We start from the raw sequence: 26312 nt of genomic DNA on the forward strand, positions 1-26312 counted from the left end.
ACAATCGGGGGGGGGGAAGCAAGCTTCAAAAGGAGGAGACAAACCATGTTTTTAGAATCGCCCAGTATTATTCTAATTACGGGGATTATGGCAAGCGGGAAATCGACAGTCGCTCAATTGCTGTCGGAGCGATTGGATAAATCGGTTCATTTGCGCGGCGATGTTTTTCGGAAAATGATAGTTAGCGATCGAAAAGAAGTAAGTCCGAATGCCGGCGAGGATGAATTGGATCAACTGCGGCTCCGGTATCGCCTCACAGCCCAAGCGGCAGATACGTATTTGCAGGCCGGATTTACGGTTGTTGTCCAGGACGTTGTTGTTGGACGTATGCTGGATGACTTTATTTCGTTTGTCAAAAAACGCCCCTTATACGTTATAGTTTTATGTCCCAATGCGTCGGTTGTCGCCCAGAGGGAGGCTTTGCGATCCAAAAAAGGATACGGAATCTGGACCGTAACCGATCTTGATCATGTGCTGCGAAGCGAAACCCCACGAGTTGGATTATGGCTGGATTCCTCCGACTGGACACCGGAACAAACCGCTGAGCAAATTTTAACCAGATTGCAGGATGCGGTTCTGCAACCTTGAACGTAAACGGCTTTAAACCTTTGACATCGGGAGAATTAAAATATGGATTTTCGATATCTTGAACTTATCCAAAACGTATATCCGGACTTGTCCATTGAAGAAGTCGCACCGAACGATATTGGACAAAATAACGATGTTTTCATCATTAATCATTGTTATGTGTTTCGGTTTCCCAAATATAAAGCAGGGATCACGGGCTTGAAAATAGAGACGGCTCTATTGGAATCCATTCAACACCATGCAACGATACCTATCCCCAATCCGGTTTACAAATCGTTTGAAGCAATGGAAGTAGGGAAAGTATTTGCCGGATACAAGCTCATTCAGGGGACTCCTCTATGGAAAGAGGAACTGGTTAATATTCAGGATAAAAATGTGCTGAATGGGCTTGCAACACAGCTTTCCGCATTTCTTCATGCCCTGCATTCCATTCCCCGGAAACAAATCGCCCATATTTTTGGGCATGAAACCCGGGAGCCGGGTTGTGAAATTAAGGAATGGTACGCCAAAATTCAGAATATGCTGTATCCGTTAATGAGAGAGGACGCCCGAGAGAAAGTTTCCCGCATGTTTGATGCGTTTTTGGCAAAAGAAAAACATCTGAATATTAAACAAACGTTAATTCATGGAGATTTTGGGGCGTCGAATATTTTGTGGGAGGCGGACTGTTGCCGAATCTCGGGCATTATTGATTTCGGCGGCTCCGGTCTGGGCGACCCGGCTTATGATTTTGCGGGAATACTGGCCAGTTATGGAGAGGACTTTTTATCCAGGTGCCTTCATTTGTACCCTGATGGATTGGAGCTGCTGGACCGCGCCATTTTCTATAAAAAAACGTTTGCGCTGCAGGAAGCACTGCATGGGGTGGAACATAACGATAGGGAAGCTTTGGAAAACGGAATCAGGGATTACAGATAGAGCGTCATTCCAAGCAATCAGGAAAATACTGCAGCTCGTAGAAACAACTCACCGTCCGTGCTATTCATTACGGGGTGAAAATTATAGTTGTATCATTTATAAAAAGAGGGGCTGTCCCATAAAAGTCATCGAAGATGACCTGAGATCAGCCCCTTTTTTGTGTATCACCCGGTAGATAGGTATATTTGTCCCAGCTTCTAAAAGTTTCAAAGAATTCTCATTCGTGGTTGTGATAAACTGAATTTTAGGAGATAAAAAATAGGGGGAAGGACACATGGACAAACTTGATTTGATCCTGCGGAAGCTTGAAGCTCTTGAAGAAGGGCAAAAAGAACTTAATCAAATCAGCCGTGCGATCCGCGACCATCAAGAAGAAACCGATGCAAAGCTGGAGGCAGTGGCTATGGATGTACATAAACTGCAAGGCAAGGTCGAAGAACAAAATGAAAAGCTGAATGCCGTATCCAATGAACTGCATATCTTTCGCAGAGAAACGAAAAGCAACTTCCGTCAGTTGGAAGGTCACATGCGAATGCTCGACAATGACCTTGACGAAGCGATAGAACGCATTGACCAATTGGAGTCCCATTCATAGGGATCTCCTTTCCCGGCCATCTGACATCAAATGCCGCCATAAATATAAATTAAGTCGGTCATCCTAAGTCAAGGCAGGCAGGGGGCCGACTAATAATTTGGCAAGAACTGTAATATTTTCAATTTACGTTAATGGATTGGCGATACCTCGTACTAAAAAAGTGACCTTTCGATAGTGAAAGGTCACTTTTGACTTTCCGACCCCTAAAATTGCAGAGATACAGTTCTTTTAAAGACAAATCAATTAATAATTATAGATTGACAACGAATAGGTTCTACTATAGAATCAACATTAATTCACACTATTCCCATAGGATATATTGAATCGATAGATGAATAAATTATCCTTTTCTATCAGATTGCTTGTTCCCGATGGTCTGCTGCGCATGGAGCGGCTGCGAAACCGGGGAGGATATCTGATCAGTTGATTTAATAGAAATTATATAGTAGAAATCCATATTTCGCAAAAGAAATTCATATTAGACAAAAATAAAGGGGATATGCTCTATGACGACACTATCAACCTCCTTCCGCGAGGAAGCCGAAAGGTTGCAGCCTGAGCTTGTAGCGATGCGGAGGGAGCTGCATCAATTTCCCGAGCTATCTAATGAGGAATATGAGACAACCGCGAAGATTCGGTCCTGGTTAACGGAAGCAGGGATTCGTCTGCTGGACCTTGACTTGCCGACCGGCGTGCTGGCCGAAGTGAAGGGAGCGCATCCCGGTCCGACGATCATGCTTCGCGCTGATATTGATGCACTTCCCGTATTGGAAGAGACGGGCTTGCCGTTCGCTTCAACTGTTACCGGGAAGATGCATGCCTGTGGCCATGATTTTCATACGTCATCGATGATTGGAGCAGCGAAGCTGCTGCAAGAGCACGTCCATGAGCTTCACGGAACCGTCCGCATCCTGTTCCAGCCAGCGGAAGAACAGGCGATCGGAGCTCGCGCCGTTATCGAAGCGGGAGCGTTGGAAGGAGTCTCCGCAGTCTTCGGCATGCATAACAAGCCGGAGCTGCCTGTCGGAACCGTCGGCATACGAACGGGCCCTTTGATGGCCTCGGTAGATCGCTTCGAAATTAACGTCGCGGGCAGGGGAGGACATGCGGGAATTCCCGAAGCCGCGATCGATCCGGTTGTGGTGAGCAGCGCCATGGTTACGGCACTGCAAACATTGGTAAGCCGCAATGTCAGCCCGCATCATTCAGCCGTTGTTAGTGTGTGCAGGCTGGAAGCCGGTTCGTCCTGGAATGTCATCCCGGATAAGGGTGTTCTGGAAGGCACGGTAAGGACATTTCAGCCGGAGGCAAGAGAGAGCATTCCGGGTCATATGAAACGGGTAGTAGAGAATGTGGCGGCCGGATACGGAGCAGAGGCGCATTTGAAGTGGACGTCGATGCTGCCTGCGGTAAATAATGATGCCAGAATGGCGGAAATCATGCATACGGCGGCTCTTGCTCAAGGACTTAAAGTAGTGGAGGCCGTGCCTACGATGGGAGGCGAGGATTTCGCCTTGTATCAAGAGCAACTGCCGGGATGTTTCATATGGATGGGAACCGGCGGGACAGAGCAATGGCATCATCCGCGCTTCACGTTGAATGAAGATGCGATATCCATCAGCGCGGCACTATTTGCAGAAGCAGCCGTTGATGCACTGAAATCGATCGGTTAAGCTTCGATTCTATGTTCGACAACAGTCTGGCGGAACATCTTCGTCGATCCGCTGAAAGGGGCGCTGGCGGCGGGAACCGCTCGCGCCTCCGTATGTACGGGCAGAGTTTTGGATTGGAAACAGATTTGTGTTCATTCACCTGAGATCTAGGAGGAAAGCAGTTATGCCATCACATGTAATCGATATGTTCATGCTCCAGAATAATTTCGGAACCGCAGAAATGCGTCAGGTCTGGTCAGATGAGAACCGGCTGCAGAAGCACCTGGATGTTGAAGCGGCCCTTGCGCTTGCTGAAGCGGAAGTAGGACTCGTCCCGGCTGAGTCCGCACAAGCCATTGCTTCCAAGGCGAAGGCAGAGCTGATGAATATTCCGGAGATCGCACAGGAAGTTCTGAAGGTCAAGCACTCTTTAATGCCGACGTTGAAGGCGCTGCAAAAGCTTAGCGGACCCGAACACGGGGAATGGGTCCATTACGGTGCGACTACACAGGATATCGTGGATACAGGAATGATGCTGCAGCTTAAGGAAGCTCATCACATCATTGTACGCGATCTTCGCGCCGTTGCCCGCGAGTTGGCCCGGCTGGCGCGCGAGCATCGGGAAACCCCGATTGCAGGACGCTCTCATGGAATGCAGGGCTTGCCTACCACCTTCGGCTTCAAAATTGCGGTCCTTCTCGATGAGACGATCCGCCATCTGGAGCGGCTGCGCGAAGCGGAGTCCCGGGTGTTCACCGGCGTGATGGGAGGCGGTGTAGGGACTTATGCTTCCTTCGGACCGCTCGGACCGGAGGTGGAACGCAAGACGCTGGAGCGGCTGGGACTGCGAGCGCCGAATATAAGCTGGCACTCGTCACGGGATCGGTCGGCGGAATATGCCGGTCTATTGGGGATGATCAGCGGCACTCTTGGCAAAATGGCTAACGAATTTTACAATTTGATGCGCACGGAGATCGACGAGGTGGAAGAGCCGTTCAGCTCTGGCAAGATCGGCTCATCGACAATGCCGCATAAGCGGAATCCGGCGGCGCTGGAAGGGCTCGCCAGCCTTACCAAGCCGATTCGCTACAATGTTGCGCTCGTTCAGGAATCGATGATTGTCGAGCATGAGCGAGATGCGATGTCGTGGCGCGGGGAGTGGATTGCACTGCCGGAAAGCTGCATCTATCTCGCCGCCCAGTTAGCTTCCGCCAAGGCTATCCTCGCCGGATTGGTCGTGAAGCCAGAGAACATGCTGCGGAACTTGAATCAACTCGGCGGTCTCCTCCTTTCCGAGCGAGTCATGTTTGCTCTGGCGAAGCCGATGGGCAAGCAGACGGCTCATGAGATCGTCTATGAGCTGTGCATGAAGAGCGTGGAAGAAGGGATTCCCTTCCGCGAGGTGCTGCTGGACGATTCCCGCATCCGGGAAGCCGTGAGCCAAGAAGAGCTGGAGAAGCTCATGGATCCTTCCACCTATCTAGGCTCGGCCCCGCAAACGGTAGACCGGGTGCTGGCCGCCGCCGAAGCATCGGGCTGGCTCGGGGAGGATGAACAGCATGGCTGATTTCCGACTGGCCACTTTGGAGGACGCGCCTGCTCTCCTGGATCTGACCTTGCGCGCCTATGAACCGATTCGCAAGCTGGGCATTAACTTCGCCGCTGCTTCGGCAGACTTGGAATTGGTAGAGAAGAACATCCGCGACAATATGTGTTTCGTTATGGAAGAGGGCGGCAAGATCGTATCCACCATCTCGGCAAGAATGCCGTGGGGACCATCACCGGGTCCTTTTGGCGTACCTCATCTCTGGTGGTTTGCCAGTGATCCGGATGCCGGACGCAAAGGGATCGGACGGGAGATGATCACCTGGTGCGAGGAAGTAATGATCCGGGATACGTTGAAATCCCCGGCAGTCTCACTGGGTACAGCAGATCGACACCCTTGGCTGATTGAGATGTACAAGCGCCGAGATTACGAAATTCAAGGCTCTAAAGATTTGGGGCGCGGACATCTTACGATTTACATGAAGAAAAATCTTGTGAAAGCTGCTCCTTAATTATTTCCTCAAGACGATTTAGTGTGAGGATAAGCTTAGATGAAAGGCCATTTCGCGATGGTGAATAGCTGCACGAAAGAAATAACAGCATAAAAAGGGGAATGTCAGATGAGGAAATTATATTTTGTTCTGATTTCAGTATTACTTCTCGGTTTGATTACGACAGCGTGCTCCGGATCGAATTCCAACAATACCGGTAATTCCGGTAAAAGTGAAGGAGAGAAAGTTCTTCGCGTAGGTGCTACAGGACAATCTTATCCGAATAGCTATAAAGAAGGGGATAAGCTGGTCGGCTTCGATGTGGAAGTTATTGAGACGATTGCCGCCAAGCTCGGCTACACGGTAAAATGGACTAATTCCGACTTCAGCGGATTATTGGGCCAATTAGAGACCGGCAAAATTGATACCATTGCGAACGCCGTTGCGGTCACTAGCGAACGGAAAGAAAAATATGCCTTTACCGATGCTTACTCCTATGCCGGAATTACGATCGTAACACATAAAGACAACGAAAATATCCAAACGTTGGATGATTTGAAAGGTAAAACTGTGTCCGGTGTATTAGGCTCGCAAAACGTCAAAAACCTGCAAAAATTTGATGCGAACGGGGAAATCGATGTTCGTACTTATGAAAACCGCGACGGTGCCCAAAATGATGTCCTTAACAAGCGTGTTGACGGGTATGTCAATGCCAAAGCTTCTCTGCTGGCTGAAATCAAGAAAAATAACCTGCCTTTGAAATTCGTTGGCGAACCTTTCCATTATGAAGATATTGGATTCCCCTTCACCAAAAAGGACGAAAACACAGCTTTGATTGAACAAATCAACGCAGAGATTCAGAAATTGAGAGAAGACGGTACATTAAAGGAGCTTTCGGTCAAATACTACGGAGAAGATATTACAACGAAAGAGTAATGGTCTTGCTCTAACGTGAGTGAGTGATGATACATGAATTTTGATCCATCGTATATTATAGAGCTTATTCCCAAAATTGCCAAATATATTCCAATTACACTGTTAATCGCGGTAGTCTCCATGATTATCGCGGTTATCATCGGCTTGGTGCTGGCCTTGATTCGCAATAGCCAGCTCAAAGTATTGAGATCGCTGGCCGGCGTATATATTTCATTTTTTCGCGCCATTCCGATGCTGGTCCAATTATTTTTGATCTATTACGGATTGCCGCAGCTGTTTCCATTTTTCTCAAAAATGGATGCCGTAACCGCGGCCATTATCGGTTTTGGATTCAAGCAAGCGGCCTTCCTGGCTGAAATCTTCCGCGCGGCCTTCCTCGCGGTGGAAAAAGGTCAGATGGAAGCTTGTCTAACCGGCGGCATGACGAAGATGCAGGCTTACCGCCGGGTCATTCTGCCTCAGGCGGCACGTATTGCACTGCCGGCTACTGGCAATATTTTTATTAGTCTCATTAAAGAAACTTCCCTTGCTTTTACACTGGGGGTCGTAGAAATTTTTGCCGAGGCCAAAATGCAGGCCGCAGAGTCGTTCCGTTTCTTTGAAGCTTATTTGGCGGTTGCCTTGATTTATTGGGGACTAATCATTGTATACTCTTATCTGCAAGAACGGCTGGAGAAATTTTTAGATCGCCCATACAAGACGTAAAGGTTGAATGATTATGATAAAAGTCACGAATTTAAGAAAGAGCTTCAATGACTTGGTAGTCTTAAACGGGATTGATTTCGAAGTGAAGGACGGGGAAGTGCTCTCGATTATCGGTCCTTCCGGGTCCGGTAAATCGACGCTGATCCGCTGCTTGAACTTCCTGGAGACGCCCGATGCCGGTCTTATCGAAATCGGAAATGTGAAATTGAATGCAGAAAGCTGCACGCGCAAGGAAATTCAGCAATTGCGTTCGCAAACCGCGATGGTGTTCCAGAACTATAATCTGTATAAAAATAAAACGGCATTGCAAAATATAACAGAGTCGTTAATTGTTGTGCAGAAAATGCCGAAAAAAGAAGCAAACGAAATCGGCATGGAATTGCTGAAACAAGTCGGGCTGGAAACTAAAAAAGATAACTATCCGGCAACCCTCTCGGGAGGGCAGCAGCAGCGTGTCAGCATAGCCCGTGCACTGGCTCTAAGACCGCATGCGATATTGTTCGATGAGCCGACATCTTCCCTTGATCCTGAGCTGGTCTCGGAAGTGTTGCAGGTCATGAAGTCGATTGTCGAGACGAAGACAACGATGATTATCGTTACCCACGAAATGGACTTTGCCCGCGAAGTTTCCGATCATGTCATTTTTATAGCTAATGGTAATATTGTGGAGCAAGGAAAGTCCAAGGAATTTTTCAATAATCCTCAGGAGGATCGTACCAAACAATTTCTTAAGCACTTAACTTCGGAATCCAAATCCTAATTTCCTCAAGGTGCTGTGGATGATTCAGTTGCCTGGACCATCCACGGCTTCTTTGTCCCTCCATTAGTAATAGAAATGCAGGTGATAAACATGGGTAAAGATACCCTCACTTTCTCATTTGTCGAAAAGCTGTGGAACACCCCCTTTACTAAGGATAGCTTGGAGAAAGCAAAATATGGACTGTTGGATTACATTGCCTCTTCTTATGCAGGCAAGGATGACTCGGGAGTGGCCAAGCTTATCCAGATGGCCCGCATGGAAGGCGGACATACGCTTGCTCCCGTGTTATTCCACCCGTTAAAGGTTTCTCCCTCCCAATCTGCACTCATCAATGGCTTTATGGGCCACGCTTTAGACTACGATGACGTACATATCCAGGTTCGCGGGCATCCCAGCTCCGTTATTTTGCCTGCTTTATTAGCTTTATGCGAGGCTGGCATGTCAGGCCGGCGTTTTTTACAAGCCTACATCATCGGTGTCGAAGCCATGGCCAGAGTTGCCCAAGCGTTAACGAATGAACATTATGAGAAGGGCTTCCATAATACGAGCACTGCCGGCGTATTGGCGGCCTCGTTAGCCGGTGCATATTTCAAGTCCTATTCGGTCGAGAAGGCGTGTTTGGCGCTCGGTTTAGCCACGACTCAAGCCAGCGGCTTGCGTGTCCATTTCGGCACAGAAACCAAACCGCTGCACGCAGGGTTAGCCGCATCCTCAGCGGTGAGGTCGCTGCTATTAGCCGATGTGGATTTTCAATCCAACAGGACAAGTTTGGATGGGAACCTTGGTTTTTTTGCTGTGTTTGGTCAAGGATTAGATCAGGCCCGCAAGCAACTTCTGCAAGACAATGGACTGGCGTGGCGCATCGAGACTCCGGGGTTGTGGTTTAAGCTGTATCCCTTTTGCTCCGGAGCCTACTTTGGCCTTCATGCCGCAGAACAGATAGGTCCAATCCCTCTTCATGATATTAGTGAAATTGAGCTCATCTTTACGCATCATAGTGATGCAGCATTAATTAATCGCAACCCAAGCAACGGAGAAGAGGGAAGGTTCAGCATCGAGTACATTGTCGCACTAATCCTGAGCGGACACGGTGTACACCCGGATGACTTTCAGAGGGTTCCGATCCGTAAGGAGATCCGGGCGTATATGGAGAAAATGAAACGGACCAATATATTCGACGTTTCCGACACCGTAAAATATACGCAAATCATCGTTACCATGACGAACGGGAAAACGATAAGTGAAATCGGGGATTGCCCGAAAGGTTCACCGGGCAATCCGGTAACGGAAGAGGAGCTATTGTCCAAGTTTAATTGCAATGTAACAAATATTCATGCCCCCGTCGTTCTCGAGCAAATTTTAAGACTGGACGAGATAGGGGACATACACAAAGAATTTGCCAGGCAACTCTCTGAAGTGACGCACGAATGAAAAATTAACTGGCCGGAATGAAATCGTAGCTCAGGTCGAAAGTCATTTAATTTGACAGCAGACTCAAGGATGCGTCAATTCGAAAGGTATGCTTAGAAGTGGGCGATTCGTTCCGAGCTGCGGGTGGGTATCAACGAGCCGTCGAGGAGATCTTCGTTGTATAAACGAAGTCTAGGCATGACTGAATAATCGAGTTGCACCCCAATTAGATCAAAGGCGATGCAAGGAATAGACTGCTCTTTCGGAGCAGTTTTTTTGTTGGGCCGCATAAATCCTTCTAACCGTTAAAGTATTCCGGCTAGTGGTAGAGGAGGGACTCTTATCCATTGTATTATGGGGTGGATAATAGAGAATCTCCTCGGTATGGATTCGAAACCACTGGTCCACTCCTCCAAAGCTTCGTCGTTTCGCCGCCGTCAGCATCAATGGAAACAGGGAGAAACCAGACTGGGGATAGCTTATCAATAGGAGTGAGAGGATATGAAATACAGATTTATTATCATGTTTCTTATTGTATTGTGCGGGATGATCTCCATTGCGGCCTTCAATCCGATTATTGGTCCGCTCTCTCGGACACTTGGCTTGAGCGAGCTTCAATCAGGGTGTTTAGTATCCGTAGCAGGGCTTTGTTGGCTGCTTGGCGGGTATTTTTGGGAAAAACAGACGTTCATGAGCAGAAAAATGATGCTGGCCTCCATTATGCTGGTCTATCTGATCACACTCATCCTGTTTGCTCTGCTAGCCGACTATGCTGAGACCCGTTTAAAAGGTTCAACCAGCTTATTTTGGATTTTCTTAGTGCCGCGTGCGATCTCAGGGTTTTTCTTTGGGGGGATTACGGCGATAGCCCAAGCCTACGTGATGGGATGGACAACTAGGGAAACACGTACGCGGGGAATGGCGTTGTTCGGAGCGGCCAACGGACTGGGGTTCGTGTTAGGTCCGGCGATGAGCGGGGGAATGGCGGCGATTGGCCTTACCGCACCGATGTATGCGGCGGCTATCCTGATTTTTGCGATGATGCTCCTGTTTGTGCTGCTGATTGCAAATGAGCCGGAACAAGAGATGCATCGTCAGGCCTCTGTGCTTTCGCTTAACGATGGAAGGATTCGTTTCTATTTATGGATAGGTCTTGTCCTATCGCTCGCATTGAATATTGTGCAGGTGACAATCGCCTTTTATGTGCAGGATACGCTAGGGTATAATGTTCAGGCAGCAACGCAGCTCATCGGACTCGGACTGACTATTTCAGGCGTCATGGTCGTCGTCTCGCAAATCGTGATTAGCAAATATTTGCAATGGCCGCCCCAACGGGTGCTGCGTGTCGGGTTGCTATTTGTTGCCTTGGGCATGCTGGGATTGTTAACATTCATTCAATTCGCCTACATCGACTTTGTCCTTCTGGGGATTGGCATCGGGTTTACCTTACTCGGGTATAGCGCAGGGGCCTCTCATGCAGTGCAAGACCATGAACAAAGAAGTGTCGCTTCGTATATTGCAGCTTTGCAAGGGGGCGGCTCTTTCCTCGGGCCTGTTACCGGCACCGCGTTATATACGGCTCATCTCGCGTATCCGTATTCGTTCTGTATCCTATTGATTGGTGTTACCGGTCTATTGGCGCTTAAGAAGAGACCTGCTGCCATTTCATCAAGCTCTAGTGCCAAATGAAGAAAAATTAAATAATCCTGATTACGGTACTGTATTCGATATACGATTATCGTTTGGCTCCAGGCAAAGGAACGTACATGCAAAGGCATACGGTTCTTTGCTTTTTATATGTGTATAGCGGAAATGGAACAGCCTGCAGGCTTATAACTAACCCGGATGAGCAGTATCCCACCGCTTGGACGCAAAATGAATTGTTTGGATGATTTTGCAATAAATACATGAGATAATACATACAGATCATCCTATTATCGGTGAAAAAAGAAAATGGCTAATTATATTAACTATTAATATCATTAATTACATGTCCCCGGATCGTTTGAATTATTTCCCTCCACCCGAGAATCTATAAAACTGCTAAAGGACCTAAAAATAAAGCTGTACGGATTTACCAACCAACCGGGAATTTCCCGAGGAGAAGCAACAGAAATTGATTTGTTAATGAGATGATTAGCTTCGGGTTGGATGGTGTTTATATTTGTCCCCATCAGCATACAGAAGGATGTCCGTGCAGAAAGCCTAATCCTGGAATGTTATTTAAAGCAGCCGAAGATCATCATTTAGACCTGACAAAATGTATAGTGATTGGAGATAGATGGTCCGATATGGTTGCCGGCCATCATGCGGGTTGTATGAACATATTAGTTTTAACCGGAGCAGGTCAGGAGGCTCTAAACAAGTATAGGCACAAATGGTCATTCACTGAAGCAGACTATATTGCAGGCGATTTCGCAGATGCAGTGCAATGGACAAGGCAATATGTAGAAAATATCTAGCAGGGCAAAGATATTCAATAAAACTCTCAAGGAGGGAGGGAGCGTGGTCATGATAATTATAAGAGAAGCAAATTATAATGATTTGGAAGGAATCGCCAGAGTCCATGTGGAGAGTTGGAGAAGTACATATACAGGTATAGTATCGGAAGTCTATTTATCTAAACTGACTTTAGAGACGCGTAAGAAGAACTGGGAGTGGACCTTTAATCATTTAGATCAGGATGACAAAATATTCGTGGCTGAAGATGAAGGGAAAATTGTCGGATTTTCAACTGGGGGCAGGAATCGGGTGGACACTACCGAATATGAAGGGGAATTATACGCAATTTATATATTGCAAGAATATCAAGGGAAAGGAATTGGAAAAAAGCTGGTCCAGGAAGTCATGAATGCTTTAAAGGAAATGAACTACCTTTCTATGCTGGTATGGGTACTTGAATTGAATCCCGCTATGGCATTCTATCGTAAGCTTGGTGGAGAAGTATTGACAAGAAAAGAAATAAAAATAGGAGAAAATCTATTATTTGAAGTAGCTCTAGGGTGGAGGAATTTGGATTTGCCATAGCGGCGCTTACTAATGGACGAGGAGGTGGGGTTTTGATTTCTCAAGCGATTCTATTTAAGGATGGCAAGTTCTTAATGGTCAAGCAGCATAAGCATGCCAGAATCTTTTGGAACTTTCCAGGTGGGCATGTGGAAGAAGGAGAGACACCCGAGGAGGCTTGTATCAGGGAAGTTAAAGAAGAAACCGGATTGGATGTTGAAATCGAACAAATTTTATGTCAAACCGAAGGTAAATTTACTTATATTGTTCAACACTTGGGCGGAGAGCTCAAAAAAGAACAGGGTCTGCTGGATATCGGTTGGATTGGACCCCAAGAAAGAGATAAATGGGATAGCAAAACAGAGGAAATCAAAGAAATGTTTATCCGCATGACTTTAAAGAAGGGGGAAGATAATTTGAGTGAATGGAAGGAACTCAATAAGGATTCACAAAGCAGGTGGAATGAAAATGCGGAATTTTGGGATGATTATATGGGAGAGGAAAGCAACCAGTTCCATCGTGAATTAATTAGACCTTATACCGAAAAATTACTGGAAATCGATGAAGGTCAAACCGTTCTAGACATTGCATGCGGCAATGGCAATTTCTCCAGAAGGCTCGCGGAGCTGGGTGCGAATGTGATTGCCTTCGACTATAGTGCCAAAATGATTGAGCGAGCCAGATTGCGCTCGCAGTCCTTTGGACAGCAAATCGATTACCGGGTTATCGATGCTACAAATTATGAGTCCTTGATGGAGCTTGGATATCACAGATTTAATAGTGCAGTCGCTAACATGGCACTGATGGATATAGCCGACATAACCCCGTTGATTAGAGCATTGTATGAATTGCTTCAAACACAGGGGACGTTCGTTTTTTCCATTACGCATCCATGTTTCCAAACCCCGGGGATGAGAAAAGTGCAAGAGACCGAAGAAATCAATGGTACGGTCGTTATCCGCAACAGTATCCAGACCTTTGGATATCTGACCCCTCAGCCCTACGAGGCGATAGGGATCAGAGGACAGCCGGTTTCGCATTTCATGTTCCACAGGCCATTGTCGACGTACCTAAAGCTGTTTTTTGAAGCGGGATTTGTACTCGACGGGATGGAAGAACCCAGTTTCAAGAAAGAAAAAGAAAATAATAAATTTGATTGGTATGAGATTGCGCCTGCAGTGATTCTGCGGTTCAGAAAAACAGATTAAAAGAAAGCAAGCTCAGACTACACGCAGGGCCGAAGATGCGAGCCTCTGATCCTATATTTGGATCAGAGGTTCTGCTTTTTTTTATTTGCTTCCTAAGATTATAATAGAGGAAGCGGGTTTCTATAGAATCAATCAATCATTAGAGCGAGCAACAGAGAGAACGATGTCCGGGCTGCTGAACTTGAGTCAATGCTCATTAAGCGGATCGTGTGCGTAGAAATATACAAGAAGTGGATTGGGAGGAATTGCCAATGTATGAACTGAAAACAAAAGAAACGGATAACAGTGTCCTGGAGTTTATTGAAAATGTGGAAAGCCCCAAAAAACGTGAGGACGCCTATCAGCTGCTAAATATTTTTACAGAAACAACAGGTTATCCGGCCAAGATGTGGGGACCGAGCATTATTGGCTTTGGCTCCTATCACTACAAGTATGAATCCGGCCATGAAGGCGATGCCCCGCTTGTCGGCTTCTCGCCTCGCAAAGCCAAAATCAGCTTGTATTTTGCCGTCGGTGACCCTAAGCGAGAACAATTATTACAAAATCTCGGAAAACACACAACCGGCAAAGCCTGCGTTTATATCAATAAAGTAGCAGATATTGATGTAGATGTGTTGAAAGCGTTAATCAACCAATCGGTTGCATTCTTAAAAGAAACCTACAACTGAGGAGCTGCTTTCTAACGCGCCTCTCCCGACAGATTCACAGTGCTGGGATGGGAGTGTCTGAACTAGGCTGTAAACAGCGGGGCTGCAGCCACTTCCTATCAATTATATTTAACAACAGTATAATCGTTTGATTGCTCCTGAGCTTTGCGGAAGCCGCCACGCGCTTTTGCAAAGCTTTTTTGTCTTTTGAGAAACGACGAACAACAACCAAGCTCAGCTTCCGTTGTTGAGAGAGGATACTGCCGATGCAAGGGTAAGAGAGAGGCGCTTTCTATAGGACAGAGGATTGCACAATGAATTTACTTGACAAGGAGGAGGGGAGCAAGGTTATAATCAATAATGATAATCATTATCAATTAAATTACATACTTATTGGAGGAATTATCGTGCGTCATAACAAACTATCCTTAGTCCTAATTATATTATCTTTAATGCTGGTGCTGGCTGCTTGCGGCGGCAACTCCGGCCCGGCTCCTGCGGCGTCTCCGTCAGCACCGGAAGGGGAGCAGAAGGCAAGTCAAGAAATCCGTACCGTTCAACATGCACTCGGGAACACCGATATTAAAGGCATTCCGCAGCGTGTAGTAGCTCTCGAATGGACTTATGCCGAAGACGTACTCGCTCTTGGTATCCAGCCTGTAGGCATCGCGGATATTGCCAATATGAAGAAATGGGTCCGACTGCCGGTTGAGATTGCACCGGAAGTCGTCGATGTAGGAGAGCGGATCGCTCCGAATCTGGAATCCATCATGGCGCTCAAGCCTGACTTGATTATAGGATTGAAAAGAAATGTGGAGGCCAATTATGCAGAATTGGACAAAATTGCCCCCACGCTTGTCTATGAGCCTTATCCGCAGGAAGGTCAGGGAGATCAGTATTCGGAGATGATCGACACCTTCAAGGCGATTGCCGATGTATTAGGCAAGAATGACGAGGCCGAACAAGTCCTTAAAGATTTGAACCAATCCTATGAAGAATCCAAAGCAAAGATTGCCGCAGCAGGGATGGATAAAGTTCCTTTCGTGCTTGCTATGGCTTACAGCAATCAAAATTCAGTGGACTTTCGTTTATCTACAGACAATTCCATGGCGGTCAAAATATTAGAGCATATTGGCTTGACCAATGCGTACAAAGCAAAGCAATTTGAAATTTACGGTTTCACCTTAACGGATGTAGAAGCGCTGCCGGCATTGCAGGACGCCAATTTCCTGCATATTATTCAGGAAACCGACAACGTGATTGAAAATCAGTTGAAGAACAATCCGGTATGGAACGGCCTTAATTTCGTCAAGGAAAATCGGGTATATGCTCTTGGTGGAGACATGTGGCCATACGGCGGCCCGTTGTCCGCGCAAATTATGGCTGAGAAAACCGCTGACTTGCTAACGAAATGAATCGTTTCCATCGTCAACCAGCGGCTTCCGCTCCTGTCTTGAACAACCATCCCGTCCCCTCCGCACGAGCCGGAGGAGGCCGGGGGCCGTTATGGATGTTGGCTGGAGGAGTGGCCGTTCTATTCATTACTGCGTTTCTGAGTCTGACGCAAGGGCTGGCGGATATATCCGTTCATTCCGTTATCCAGGCCCTTCTGTCCCCGCAGGATATATCCGATCATCATATGATTCGCGGCGTTAGACTTCCGCGTACAGTCATGGGCCTGCTATCCGGGGCGGCCCTTGCCGTGTCCGGCGCGCTCATGCAAACGGTCACCCGAAATCCGTTAGCCTCGGAAACGACACTGGGCGTCAATGCGGGAGCTTATTTCATCGTTGTGCTTGGCACGATTTTCTGGCCGGCTTTGCTGCATCAGCATCCGCTACCGTTCGCTGTGCTCGGAGGCGCCTGTGCGGCGGCCGCTGTGTATGTCATGGCAGGGGGGCGCAAGGGCACTCCTATCCGGATAGCTTTGTCCGGGATGATTATTACGTTGGTGTTCTCCTCTCTCACGAGCGCGCTTCTGTTGTTCAATCAAGAAACAGCTCAAGGGATTTTCCTGTGGGGCTCTGGCTCACTGAAACAGAACGATTGGAGCGGGGTTCTCTTCAGTTGGCCGTGGATTCTCGGGGGAATTATAGTCGCCTGTCTAGCGGCGCGACATCTGGACTTGCTGTCTTTCAGCGAAGAAACGGCGCGTTCCTTGGGGCAAAAGGTAGGAAAGACCCGGTTATTCGTTATGGCCATCGCCATATTGGCGGCCTGTGTCAGCGTCAGCGTCGTCGGTCCGATCGGATTCATCGGTCTGCTGGCTCCGCATTTGGTCCGCCTATCGGGAATGAGCCGGCACGCCTGGCTTATTCCCGTCAGCGCCATCTGGGGAGCAGCCATATTGACCGGCTCGGATATGCTGGCCCGCACGTTTATCAACGCTTATGGAGAGCTGCCGGCCGGGGCCATTACCGCCGCGATTGGCGCCCCATGGCTGATTTGGCTGGCCCTGCGTGTATCGCGTGCCGTCAGTACGGGCTCCCGATCGGGGCAATCGCTCAGTATGGGCAGCGGGTCGCAGCGGGTGGCTTATCCCGTCTGGGTGATCCTGCTCAGCGTGCTGCTCGCAGTCCTCTCGATCAGCAGCTTGACGAGCGGAACCGTGCCTATTCCGCTTTCGGATGTTGTCGCGGCGCTCATGGGACAAGGAGATGACTTCTATCGGCAAATTCTGTTCGAGCTGCGCTTGCCGCGAATGCTGACGGCAGGTCTGGCCGGCGTGGCGCTGGCAGTCAGCGGCAGCCTGATGCAGAGCGCCGTCCGCAATCCGCTGGCGGATCCGCAAATCGTAGGTGTCACGAGCGGTGCCAGCGTCGGTGCGATTCTGATGCTCATCGCTTTTCCGCAGCTCTATGGCTGGATGCCGATAGGAGCCATCCTTGGCGGGATAGCCGCTTCGGCGATCGTGTATGCGATCTCCTGGAGAAGGGGGCTTAACCCGATCCTGCTGACGCTCGTCGGAATCGCTGTAGCTGCGGCCGGCTCGGCGTTCGTCAATATACTCATCATTCAGGCCAAGATGACCGCCGCGCCGGCGCTCGCCTGGATGGCCGGCAGCACCTATGGACGAGGGTGGACCGAGGTAAGCCGTTTGGCGCCGACCCTTGCTGTATTGCTGCCGATAGCGTGGTGGCTCGGCCGGAAGGTCGATCTGCTTTCCTTCCATGACGAAAGCTCTATCGGGCTGGGCCTTCAGGTCCGCAAGACAAGGCTATCCGTCACCTTGATCGCCGTATTGCTTTCCTCGATAGCCGCATCGGCTGTAGGCGCAGTCGGCTTCATCGGCTTGCTCGCGCCACACGCCGCACGCATGCTTGTCGGGACGAGTCACCGCAGGTCGATGGCCATTGCGGCTCTGCTCGGTGCGGTGCTGCTGGCCGCAGCGGATTGGATCGGGCGAATCGTACTCATCCCCAGGGACATTCCTTCCGGGATTATAACGGCACTGCTGGGTGCCCCTTACTTGTTCTTCTTAATGTTTAAATCGGCGCGAAAGTAATTCCGGCGATGGCTAATCCTTTATTCTGGTTTATAAATATAGATCGGTCTCGCTGCGAGACGGGTCTATTTTTAAGTGAATTTATATCTTGCATCTCCACTTTCGCAGCTTAACCTTAGAAGAAAATCTTTGATATAGCTGGAGAAACCCACACCCCCCATGCTCTGGTTGCAGTTTGCTATATTAATTCTTGGGAACATGAGTAGCCATTGGAATTCCGTTCCATGCTTAGCCTTTCATTTCACATATATCTGAGGGCGGTCAACCGTTCACAGTGCCAATGGTAAACACGAATTCCTGCGATTATACCGTTATTATGAATCGCGTTCGATCGTTCAAAAGAAAAGCCTGCGATAATGCAGTAATTTTCGTATGAAACCAACCGAACGCCACTGGAACGAGAAAAAGGATGTAATTTTGTAGGCTTTGCGGCGGAAACGGAGCATAACGACCTGAAAGGCTGCACAATTGCAGGCTTTCTACCAGTTGCTGACGCGAAATGATAATTCATCATGTTACATGTTATATATTCCAAGGTTCACCTTAAGAAACGCATCCGTCTTCTATAGAGGTGAAACCGTTTCTTCTCATGCGCTCTTTACGAACGACTGATATCGAAGGTTATCCGTTGTCCGGATGATTACATGGGACGAATAACCTCAGCGTTCTTTTATCGTTTCATAGAGAGGAGTGTTACTTTTGTCCGATCCACTGAATACAGAACATCTATGTCTTTTATTGGATAGTATGGGCTACAGACTGCAGAGCGTAGAGTGGCTGCGTACAAGTGAGCTCGAGCCCCAGCTCGTTCATTCGCATGTATTGTTCGTAGTTAGGAAGGGCAGGGGAAGGCTGACCATTGATTATACACAATATGGCTTGAGAGGCGACGCAGTCCAATTTGTTCTGCCGGGACAAACGATCGGCCTGACTTCCGAGTCCGACGATTTGCTGGACCTATATGTGCTTACCTTCGATATCATAACGAATTCGGAGAAAGCCGAAGCTTTTCCGCTGGCGGGGGAGGTTCCGATTCATCCGGATACGCAAATCGTTAAGCTGTGCAAAATAATACTCCACTGTTCTAATAGCGGACAGTCGTTGGAACGGTTTCGCGGGCAGTCAGCCTTTCAAGAATTACTGTACTGGATCATGAAAAATGTTCGGCTGCGCCCCGAGGATGATCCCCGCACGGCGCTTGATCGGAGCAAGGCCTATATCGACGCCCACTACAGCGAGAGTCTGACCATTGAGCAGTTGGCTCGTCTGGCTGATATCAGCCCCAAATATTATGTGGATTTATTTAAAAAAACATATGGTCAAAGCGCCATCGATTACATTACGGAGGTAAGGCTCAACAGTGCGAAGCAGCTTATGGCGCAGTCGGATCTCCGGCTGCGTGATATTGCTCATCAAGTGGGGTATAGTGACGAGTTTTATTTCAGCCGCAAATTTAAAAAGGAAATAGGGGTAGCACCCACCGTCTATATGAAAAACCGCCGCCGCAAAATCGCTGCTTATACGGCCCCCATTCTCGGTCATTTGCTGGCGCTTAATATAATTCCGTATGCAGCCCCGTTGCATCCGAAATGGACGGCCTACTATTACCGGACTTATCGGGCCGATATTCCCGTTCATTTGAGCGCCTACCGGTTTAATCAAGACTGGGAATCGAAGCTGGAAGCGCTCAGCCATGCCCAACCCGAAATTGTCATATGCAGCGATGATCATCTGTATTCCCGTGAAAGGATGCAATTGAATCAACTGGCGAAGGTGTTCTCCGTTCCTTGGCGGGAACGAAATTGGCGGGAGCAATTCCAGCTCATTGCGCAATATCTCGATGCCTCTCATGAAGCGGATAGTTGGCTGATGAGCTATGACAGCAAGCTCAAGTCCGCGAGAGAGCGGCTCCACCGGGAATTACAGGAGGATATCCTGCTTGTTATGAGTATTCATAAGCAAAATTACTATCTATGGCCCGCTCGAGGAATGACCGAGGTGCTCTACGAGGACCTGCAGCTGAACAGCGTGCCGGACTTTGATTCCTCCTCGCACAGGCAAAGGATAACCGTGGAGCAGCTGACCGAGCTGGATTGCGATCGGATTATGTTGAACGTGTGCCAGGAGCCGGAATCATTGAGCCAATGGAGGAAATTGCAAGCTTCTCCGATATGGCTCGATTTGAAAGCTGTGCGCCGGAACCACGTCTATTTCATTTCTTCGGATCCTTGGCGAGAATATTCCGCTTATGCCTGTGAACGGATGGTGGATGATCTGCTGAGGCAACTAACCGCAAGCACTCCGTAAACCCGCTCTTACTCGTCATATATGGAAATCGTCCAAAACGATTCTGGATATTGTCCATGTTGTTACAGGGGGACGTAGTTTATAATCTAATTGAGAATGATTATCATTATATAGAGACGATGGAGGGAGCTATACAAATGAAGAAGAAGTTATGGACAGGCGGGGTCGTTTTTATACTGCTGCTGCTGGTACTGGCAGCCTGCGGGACGCAAGGTGCCCAGCCGGACAACACGGCAAACGTCGAGACGGGGAAACAGAGCGACAACGCAGAACCAAACAATGGGGCCAATAATGAGGGCAGCAGCGAAGGAAATGCCGAAGGTGCCGAAACCGAAACGCGGACCATTACATACCTGGATCAAAAGTACACCGTGCCGGCCAAAGCAGAGAAAATTGTCATCACCGGATCGGTGGAGTCGATGGAGGATGCGTTGGTTCTGGATGTCAAACCGATCGGTGCGATGACGACAGGCGGTCAATTCGCCCCGATGTTCGCTCCCATTACCCAGGATACGGTCGGTATTGGGGAAAAGACACAGCCTAATATTGAAGAGATTCTGAAGCTGAAGCCGGATGTCATCCTCGCCAGCACGAAGTTTCCTGCCGAAACGTTGGAGAAATTAAACAAAGTGACGACGACCATCCCCGTATCTCACATTTCGACCTATTGGCAGGATAATCTGAAGCTGCTGGCAGAGCTTGCAGGCAAGCAGGAGCAAGCGGAGCAGGTGCTGCAAAAATATGCAGAGGACAGCCGTGCCTTCAAAGAACAAATCGGGCCGGTCTTCAAAGATAAAAAGGTTGTCATCCTTAGAGTCCGTGCTGGTTCTCTCGCTATTTATCCTGAAGATGTATTCTTCAATCCGTCGGTATATGCGGATCTGGGAGCCAGTGTTCCGGAAGAAATCAAGCAAGCGAAGGCTCAGCAAACCATTTCCCTGGAGCAGCTGTCCGCGATGAATCCGGATTATCTCTTTGTCCAGTTTGCAGAGTCTGAAAATACCGATACCCCCAAGGCATTGGAAGACTTTCAGAACAACCCAATCTGGAAAAGCCTGAATGCGGTGAAAAATGATAACCTGTTTGTCAATCTGGTGGATCCGATTTGCCAAGGCGGCTCGACCTACAGTAGAATCACTTTCCTGGAAGCCGTTAAGAACAGCAAGCTAATTCTAGAAAAGTGAGTAGAGTCTAATGCAGACAAGGAGTTATGTCTCTGCTCTAATCTTGTGGAGCTCACCGTTTCTTATTGTATTTACGATTCTTTTGTCGGTTTTATACGGAGCCAAGAACATCGAGATAAGCACCATTAACGACGCGCTCCTCCATTTTGATTCCGGCAACGTCGATCATCAGATTATTGTCCATTCCAGAATCCCGAGAGTCATAGGTGCTCTGTTAATCGGAGCGTTCCTGGCCATCTCGGGAGCGCTTATGCAGGGGATGACCCGGAATTACTTGGCGTCCCCTTCCATAATGGGAGTGACCGACGGCTCCGCCTTTGCCATTACGCTTTGTATGATTTTAATACCTAATTCTTCGTCCATGGACATGATTATGTTTTCTTTTATCGGCTCGGCCTTAAGTATCGTCATCGTGTTTGGGCTGGCAAGCCTGCTTCCCGGGGGGCTTTCACCTGTTCGGATGGCCATTCTGGGCACCATTATCGGCACATTTTTGAGCAGTATTTCCGCGGCATTATCGACTTATTTTCAAGTGTCGCAAAATATCAGCTTCTGGTACAATGCGCGAATGCATCAAATGGACCCCGGATTGATCAAGCTCGCGATCCCCTTTGCCATTGTCGGGATTGGAATGGCCATCCTGCTTTCCAAATCCATCTCGGTCCTGTCGCTTGGTGAAGAAATTGCCGTTAACCTGGGACAGAAGACGACGTTCATTAAGTTTGCCGCAACACTCAGCGTAGTCATTTTGACCGGCATTTCCGTAGCGCTCGCGGGCAAGATTGGCTTTGTCGGCCTTATCATTCCGCATATCGTCCGGTTTTTGACTGGACTCGATTATAGATGGATCATTCCCTGCTCCGGTATAATTGGCGGAATTTTCCTTGCACTGTGCGATGTGCTCAGCCGATTCCTTAATCACCCGTTCGAGATGCCGATAGGAGTAGTCACTTCCATCCTCGGCGTTCCTTTCTTTCTCTATCTAATCAGAACGAGAGGGGGCGGGAAGCGTGAATAAAGCGACCTCAAGCAGCTACGCTATAGTTTGGATCAGCGGGCTTGCCCTTATTATCGTTATGAGCTATTTGAGCCTGACGAACGGCGCATTTGACATCAAGCTGATGGATGTAGTCCGTACGTTATTGCGTCTGGATTCGCAGCCCGATCAGGATTTGGTCATATTAGAATTTCGCCTGCCGCGAATAGTTATCGCCGCTTTGGTTGGAATGGGTCTGGGGATAGCAGGGGCAGTCATTCAGGGCATCACCCGAAACGGACTGGCCGATCCCGGAATCCTGGGGATTAACGCAGGAGCCGGAGCGGCTATAGTTATCTTTTTGTTTTTCTTTCAAGGAAAGATCAAAGGCATCGGTTTGGGATCTATTATGGCCATGCCTTTATTTGGACTGATCGGCGGGCTTCTCGCAGCATTTCTTATCTATCTTTTTGCCTGGAAGAAGGGGAAGCTGGAGCCTCAGCGTCTGCTGTTGACCGGAATAGCCATAGCTTCAGGTCTGGGAGCAGTCTCGCTTTTTCTATCTTTAAAAATGAATGCCAACGATTTTGAGATGGCCGTTGTATGGAATTCGGGCAGCATATACAACGCCAATTGGAAATATATTTTGGCGGCTCTCCCTTGGCTTCTTGTCCTCATTCCGATCATTATAAGGAAATCATATATTTTAGATTTGTTTCAACTGCATGAAGACAGCGTCATCAGCTTAGGGATTGCCTCGGAAAAAGAGAAAGCCGTGCTCCTGTTATGCAGCATCGGCATAGTAAGCTCCTGTGTTTCGGTTTCAGGAGGGATCGGCTTTATTGGTTTGATGGCTCCCCACATCGCCAAGCGCCTTGTCGGCAGCATGCATCGGCGCATCCTTCCGGTATGCGGAATCGTTGGAGCCTTGCTGGTTATGATCTCCGACTTGATTGGCAGGACTATCTTCGCACCGACTGAATTGCCCGCCGGGATCGTGGTAGCGATTATCGGGGTTCCTTACTTCATCTTTTTGCTGTACAGAAAAAAAGGGCGGAACTAACGGTGTATCTGAAAGTGCGGTGAAATCATGGCAGAGAACATCGCCTAAGATTTCGTCTTTTGGACTGGTGTATAGAGCGTGTCTTAAGGCATTGGTATATGGACTTCACCCAACGAAGGTTATCCTATCCAACGGCAGCCTGGATCTACTGCAATAATACATTCGATTCGATAATCATCTGCTATATTTTGAGCATTGCCTGCAAAAGTACAGCAAATAACCGTTAAAATTGGGTCATGGACCGAAATGGCTGATTTCCACTGCACTTTTGCAGTAGATCAATAGATATGGAGGGAAAAAGTCGCCCAAAGCCTGCACTTTTGCAGTAGATTCATAGATTCGATAAAGGAGGTTAAGAGACTATGGCTTATCAAGAAAAAAAACGGAACGAATCGCCAAGTCAAGACATAACTGGCGAAGAGGTAACCATACCACGGACAGAGCAATGGGATATGGGGTCCAGTGTCGGCCATCGGGAATACCGAATTTTCGTGGCTAAGCCGCATGAGGCCCCGCCCCCTGCGGGCTATCCGGTTATTTATGTGCTCGATGCCAATTCTATATTTGGAACGATGGTGGAAGCCATGCGCTTACAGTCACGCCGGCCCGAGAAGACGGGAGTTGTACCAGCCGTTATTGTCGGAGTAGGCTATCCGACGGAAGCGCCGTTCGATCCCGCCCGTTTCTATGATTTTACTCTGCCCACGCCGATGGAAGAGCTGCCGTTAAATCCGAAGGGAGAAGCCTGGCCAGAGCTCGGCGGAGCGCAATCATTTCTAGACTTCATTGAAAATGATTTGAAGCCTATCATCGAGCGAAAGCTTGATATAGACAGGAGCAGACAAACGATATTTGGCCATTCCCTCGGCGGTCTCTTTGTGCTGCAGGTGCTTTTTGCTAATTCCGATGCATTCCAGACGTATGTCGCTGGCAGTCCCTCTATTCACTGGAACCGATCGTTTCTGCTTGAAGCGGAGCGACAATTTGCGGCCCGCGCAGAGAGAGAAAGGTTAGCCGTCCATGTGTTGATTGGGGTGGGAGAGCTGGAAAAATCCCATCGCATGATCGACAACGCGAAGGAGCTGGGGGATCGACTATCGGGCTTGGCCGGATTTGGGGTCCGTTCCGAGTTCAAAGAGTTCGAAGGGGAAGGGCATATCTCGGTTCTGCCGGTCCTGGCCAGCCGCGCGGTGCGTTTCGCGTCAGCCCGTGTTGCCGATTGCGAGGATCAGTAGACCCGTAGACCAAGGACCAGCGTCCCTAAAGATCAGATGAAGCAATAAGGAGACCTAGCGTCGCTCACTTCCGGCATGGAAGAAGAGCGACGATTTTGTATTTAGCGGTATCCGCAGATCGGCGAACTGAGCCTCCGCCATGGCGACGAGGTCGGCTTAGTTCCAGCCGTAGTATATCCTGACCGCCGCCAAACCAAGGATGAACACGAGAAGAAGAGCGGCGGCGTTTCTGAAACGAATCGAGCGTTTATACGTAGAGACTGACATATAAGCACCGTCCTTTCTGCAAAAGCGGGAAACTGATGTAACGTAGGAATGCTCCTTACAGTATCCCCTGAAACTCAGGGTCGGAAGCGAATTTCAGCTTCACGACGTGACGAACTGTGGCGGTAAGCTCCGCGTCGTATTCCTGACTTTCCGCCAGCATCCGGCACAGCCGCAGGAGCCGTTCCTTGGGCAGATCGACGGCGCGTTCGAGCAGCAGCTGCCTGTACGTTCTCAGATATCCCTTGACGCGAAGAGCGGCGCCGGCCGCCGCCGTCAGCACATGCGGACCTTCGGGCAGCGCTTCGATCGCACTGCAGTATTTTAGTACATAGTCCAGCACTTCCCGGGTGAAGAGCTGCGGGCGGACTTTGCCGACCTCATGCATGTACCGGACGAAATCTTTGTTGAATTGGCCCGGCAGCAAGGAAGCCAGCTCCAGGTTCATGTCGCTGCGAATAACAAAATGATTCAAGCAATAAACCTTAAGCAGTTTGATCGAATCGTCGTTAATAAAATATCCGATTTCCCGGAACTTTTCGTAGGCGGTTTTTTTATCGCCTGCCTTGAAGTCTTTCTCCGCATCGCCGATGTCCAGAAGGAGGCCTTCGCGAATTTTTTTCATTTCGTGCAGTACTAATCGGCTCAGCGTACGTCTATATATAATGGACTTAAACTGTTTACTGAGCAAGGCGTACAGAGTAAGAAGCACAGCAGTGCCAATGAGCGCCAGTGCCATCTCTTTCGTATTGCGCGCCAGCAAAAAGGCGGCAGCGCCGATCGTGCCGATGAACAGCATGCTGGTCTGGGCCCGATGTTTCTGTACGGCTTGCACCATCTCGGGTACGTCGATCCAACACCGTTCGGCTCCGCACGAAAGACAGCGATCGTCCCACAGACAAGAGTAGTTGCCGCACTTGCGGCAATGCTTGATTCGCTGAAACAAATGGGCGGTCGTCCGGGTTTTTCGGAAATGGACGGCGACTTTATCGCTCATGCTTCTCACCGCCGCCTAGCCTCGCCGCGAAATCAGCATCGATTCTCGTCAGCGGCACATCTTTTTTTTGGCAATACAAGAAATAGAGAAAAAAAGATAGAACAAACAGGGCTCCGAGAGCCAGCGCGATAAGGGTCAGCATGATTCTCTCCCTATGAACGGTATAGTATGGCACGCCGTCTTCAGAAATTTCTAAGGTTTGTTTAGTGGAATTTTACTATTCAACCAGTTAATATGTAGATTAGTAGACGACATGCAGTTCCATTGTACTACCCCTTACGTCAATTTTCTACACCAGACCGGATCCGTTAGCGACAGTT

Annotated in this window: 23 protein-coding genes and 1 pseudogene; 22 read left to right on the forward strand and 2 right to left on the reverse strand. The window is 48.7% G+C overall.

Annotated elements, in window-relative coordinates; all coding sequences use genetic code 11:
• The first annotated feature begins 45 nt into the window (after positions 1-45).
• The 22 genes and pseudogenes from KJS69_RS05910 (at position 46) to KJS69_RS06015 (ending at position 24731) form a co-directional block, all read left to right on the forward strand.
• The gene (locus tag KJS69_RS05910) at positions 46-588 is read left to right on the forward strand and encodes a P-loop nucleotide/nucleoside kinase family protein (protein ID WP_213582535.1); all 543 of its coding nucleotides are present in this window, start codon (positions 46-48) and stop codon (positions 586-588) included.
• A gap of 42 nt (positions 589-630) precedes the next feature.
• Complete coding sequence (locus KJS69_RS05915) at positions 631-1506, forward strand: phosphotransferase family protein (protein ID WP_213582537.1); 876 nt, start codon at positions 631-633, stop codon at positions 1504-1506.
• A gap of 274 nt (positions 1507-1780) precedes the next feature.
• Entirely contained in the window at positions 1781-2101 is a 321-nt protein-coding gene (locus KJS69_RS05920; protein WP_213582539.1) for a hypothetical protein, read from the forward strand.
• Between the two features lie 506 nt (positions 2102-2607).
• Positions 2608-3774: an amidohydrolase gene (locus KJS69_RS05925; RefSeq protein WP_213582541.1), complete on the forward strand. Its 1167-nt coding sequence runs from the start codon at positions 2608-2610 to the stop codon at positions 3772-3774.
• 163 nt (positions 3775-3937) lie between these two features.
• On the forward strand, positions 3938-5320 hold the full coding sequence (gene purB / locus KJS69_RS05930) for an adenylosuccinate lyase (protein ID WP_213582543.1): 1383 nt from the start codon (positions 3938-3940) through the stop codon (positions 5318-5320).
• On the forward strand, positions 5313-5810 hold the full coding sequence (locus tag KJS69_RS05935; protein ID WP_213582544.1) for a GNAT family N-acetyltransferase: 498 nt from the start codon (positions 5313-5315) through the stop codon (positions 5808-5810). Before purB ends, KJS69_RS05935 begins: the two co-directional genes overlap by 8 nt.
• A gap of 108 nt (positions 5811-5918) precedes the next feature.
• Entirely contained in the window at positions 5919-6725 is an 807-nt protein-coding gene (locus KJS69_RS05940) for an amino acid ABC transporter substrate-binding protein (protein ID WP_213582546.1), read from the forward strand.
• 33 nt (positions 6726-6758) lie between these two features.
• Entirely contained in the window at positions 6759-7430 is a 672-nt protein-coding gene (locus tag KJS69_RS05945; protein WP_213582548.1) for an amino acid ABC transporter permease, read from the forward strand.
• Between the two features lie 13 nt (positions 7431-7443).
• Positions 7444-8190, forward strand: a complete 747-nt coding sequence (locus KJS69_RS05950; RefSeq protein WP_213582550.1) for an amino acid ABC transporter ATP-binding protein — start codon at positions 7444-7446, stop codon at positions 8188-8190.
• Between the two features lie 90 nt (positions 8191-8280).
• Positions 8281-9621 (forward strand): MmgE/PrpD family protein, encoded by a 1341-nt coding sequence (locus tag KJS69_RS05955; RefSeq protein ID WP_213582552.1) that lies wholly within the window; start codon positions 8281-8283, stop codon positions 9619-9621.
• Between the two features lie 480 nt (positions 9622-10101).
• On the forward strand, positions 10102-11289 hold the full coding sequence (locus KJS69_RS05960; protein ID WP_213582554.1) for an MFS transporter: 1188 nt from the start codon (positions 10102-10104) through the stop codon (positions 11287-11289).
• Between the two features lie 297 nt (positions 11290-11586).
• Positions 11587-12062, forward strand: a pseudogene (locus KJS69_RS05965) (HAD-IIIA family hydrolase); the annotation flags it as partial.
• Between the two features lie 49 nt (positions 12063-12111).
• Positions 12112-12627 carry a GNAT family N-acetyltransferase gene (locus KJS69_RS05970; protein WP_249730409.1) on the forward strand — a complete coding sequence of 172 codons (516 nt, stop codon included), beginning with the start codon at positions 12112-12114 and terminating at the stop codon, positions 12625-12627.
• Between the two features lie 32 nt (positions 12628-12659).
• Positions 12660-13814: an NUDIX domain-containing protein gene (locus tag KJS69_RS29920; protein WP_213582556.1), complete on the forward strand. Its 1155-nt coding sequence runs from the start codon at positions 12660-12662 to the stop codon at positions 13812-13814.
• Between the two features lie 251 nt (positions 13815-14065).
• The gene (locus tag KJS69_RS05980; protein ID WP_213582558.1) at positions 14066-14482 is read left to right on the forward strand and encodes a DUF1801 domain-containing protein; all 417 of its coding nucleotides are present in this window, start codon (positions 14066-14068) and stop codon (positions 14480-14482) included.
• A gap of 386 nt (positions 14483-14868) precedes the next feature.
• Positions 14869-15876 carry an ABC transporter substrate-binding protein gene (locus KJS69_RS05985; protein WP_213582560.1) on the forward strand — a complete coding sequence of 336 codons (1008 nt, stop codon included), beginning with the start codon at positions 14869-14871 and terminating at the stop codon, positions 15874-15876.
• 95 nt (positions 15877-15971) lie between these two features.
• Positions 15972-17966: a Fe(3+)-hydroxamate ABC transporter permease FhuB gene (gene fhuB, locus KJS69_RS05990; protein ID WP_213582562.1), complete on the forward strand. Its 1995-nt coding sequence runs from the start codon at positions 15972-15974 to the stop codon at positions 17964-17966.
• Positions 17967-18656: 690 nt separating this feature from the next.
• The gene (locus KJS69_RS05995) at positions 18657-20273 is read left to right on the forward strand and encodes an ABC transporter substrate-binding protein (RefSeq protein ID WP_249730388.1); all 1617 of its coding nucleotides are present in this window, start codon (positions 18657-18659) and stop codon (positions 20271-20273) included.
• 137 nt (positions 20274-20410) lie between these two features.
• Positions 20411-21457: an ABC transporter substrate-binding protein gene (locus KJS69_RS06000; protein WP_213582564.1), complete on the forward strand. Its 1047-nt coding sequence runs from the start codon at positions 20411-20413 to the stop codon at positions 21455-21457.
• 10 nt (positions 21458-21467) lie between these two features.
• On the forward strand, positions 21468-22475 hold the full coding sequence (locus KJS69_RS06005) for a FecCD family ABC transporter permease (RefSeq protein ID WP_213582566.1): 1008 nt from the start codon (positions 21468-21470) through the stop codon (positions 22473-22475).
• Positions 22476-22533: 58 nt separating this feature from the next.
• Positions 22534-23496: a FecCD family ABC transporter permease gene (locus KJS69_RS06010; protein ID WP_213583064.1), complete on the forward strand. Its 963-nt coding sequence runs from the start codon at positions 22534-22536 to the stop codon at positions 23494-23496.
• Positions 23497-23858: 362 nt separating this feature from the next.
• On the forward strand, positions 23859-24731 hold the full coding sequence (locus KJS69_RS06015; protein WP_213582568.1) for an alpha/beta hydrolase: 873 nt from the start codon (positions 23859-23861) through the stop codon (positions 24729-24731).
• Between the two features lie 322 nt (positions 24732-25053).
• On the opposite strand, the gene KJS69_RS06020 is transcribed toward KJS69_RS06015, so the two are convergent.
• Together KJS69_RS06020 and KJS69_RS06025 are read right to left on the reverse strand one after the other, a co-directional pair.
• A complete protein-coding gene (locus tag KJS69_RS06020; protein WP_213582570.1) occupies positions 25054-25992 on the reverse strand; it encodes a hypothetical protein in 939 nt (312 codons plus the stop codon).
• Positions 25982-26134 (reverse strand): hypothetical protein, encoded by a 153-nt coding sequence (locus tag KJS69_RS06025; protein WP_213582572.1) that lies wholly within the window; start codon positions 26132-26134, stop codon positions 25982-25984. Before KJS69_RS06025 ends, KJS69_RS06020 begins: the two co-directional genes overlap by 11 nt.
• Positions 26135-26312: the final 178 nt, after the last annotated feature.

This window comes from Paenibacillus sp. J2TS4, from assembly GCF_018403245.1.
Lineage (GTDB): Bacteria > Bacillota > Bacilli > Paenibacillales > NBRC-103111 > Paenibacillus_L.

Bases quoted from the DNA above. Each gene is read 5' to 3' on its own strand.
- KJS69_RS06025 (WP_213582572.1), bottom strand. From the start codon at position 26,134: ATGCTGACCCTTATCGCGCTGGCTCTCGGAGCCCTGTTTGTTCTATCT.
- KJS69_RS05910 (WP_213582535.1), top strand. From the start codon at position 46: ATGTTTTTAGAATCGCCCAGTATTATTCTAATTACGGGGATTATGGCA.
- KJS69_RS06000 (WP_213582564.1), top strand. From the start codon at position 20,411: ATGAAGAAGAAGTTATGGACAGGCGGGGTCGTTTTTATACTGCTGCTG.
- KJS69_RS05980 (WP_213582558.1), top strand. From the start codon at position 14,066: ATGTATGAACTGAAAACAAAAGAAACGGATAACAGTGTCCTGGAGTTT.
- KJS69_RS05950 (WP_213582550.1), top strand. From the start codon at position 7,444: ATGATAAAAGTCACGAATTTAAGAAAGAGCTTCAATGACTTGGTAGTC.
- KJS69_RS06015 (WP_213582568.1), top strand. From the start codon at position 23,859: ATGGCTTATCAAGAAAAAAAACGGAACGAATCGCCAAGTCAAGACATA.
- KJS69_RS05970 (WP_249730409.1), top strand. From the start codon at position 12,112: ATGATAATTATAAGAGAAGCAAATTATAATGATTTGGAAGGAATCGCC.
- KJS69_RS05925 (WP_213582541.1), top strand. From the start codon at position 2,608: ATGACGACACTATCAACCTCCTTCCGCGAGGAAGCCGAAAGGTTGCAG.
- KJS69_RS05915 (WP_213582537.1), top strand. From the start codon at position 631: ATGGATTTTCGATATCTTGAACTTATCCAAAACGTATATCCGGACTTG.
- purB (WP_213582543.1), top strand. From the start codon at position 3,938: ATGCCATCACATGTAATCGATATGTTCATGCTCCAGAATAATTTCGGA.
- KJS69_RS06005 (WP_213582566.1), top strand. From the start codon at position 21,468: ATGCAGACAAGGAGTTATGTCTCTGCTCTAATCTTGTGGAGCTCACCG.
- KJS69_RS05960 (WP_213582554.1), top strand. From the start codon at position 10,102: ATGAAATACAGATTTATTATCATGTTTCTTATTGTATTGTGCGGGATG.
- KJS69_RS05945 (WP_213582548.1), top strand. From the start codon at position 6,759: ATGAATTTTGATCCATCGTATATTATAGAGCTTATTCCCAAAATTGCC.
- KJS69_RS06010 (WP_213583064.1), top strand. From the start codon at position 22,534: ATGAGCTATTTGAGCCTGACGAACGGCGCATTTGACATCAAGCTGATG.
- KJS69_RS05920 (WP_213582539.1), top strand. From the start codon at position 1,781: ATGGACAAACTTGATTTGATCCTGCGGAAGCTTGAAGCTCTTGAAGAA.
- KJS69_RS06020 (WP_213582570.1), bottom strand. From the start codon at position 25,992: ATGAGCGATAAAGTCGCCGTCCATTTCCGAAAAACCCGGACGACCGCC.
- KJS69_RS05935 (WP_213582544.1), top strand. From the start codon at position 5,313: ATGGCTGATTTCCGACTGGCCACTTTGGAGGACGCGCCTGCTCTCCTG.
- fhuB (WP_213582562.1), top strand. From the start codon at position 15,972: ATGTTGGCTGGAGGAGTGGCCGTTCTATTCATTACTGCGTTTCTGAGT.
- KJS69_RS05940 (WP_213582546.1), top strand. From the start codon at position 5,919: ATGAGGAAATTATATTTTGTTCTGATTTCAGTATTACTTCTCGGTTTG.
- KJS69_RS05955 (WP_213582552.1), top strand. From the start codon at position 8,281: ATGGGTAAAGATACCCTCACTTTCTCATTTGTCGAAAAGCTGTGGAAC.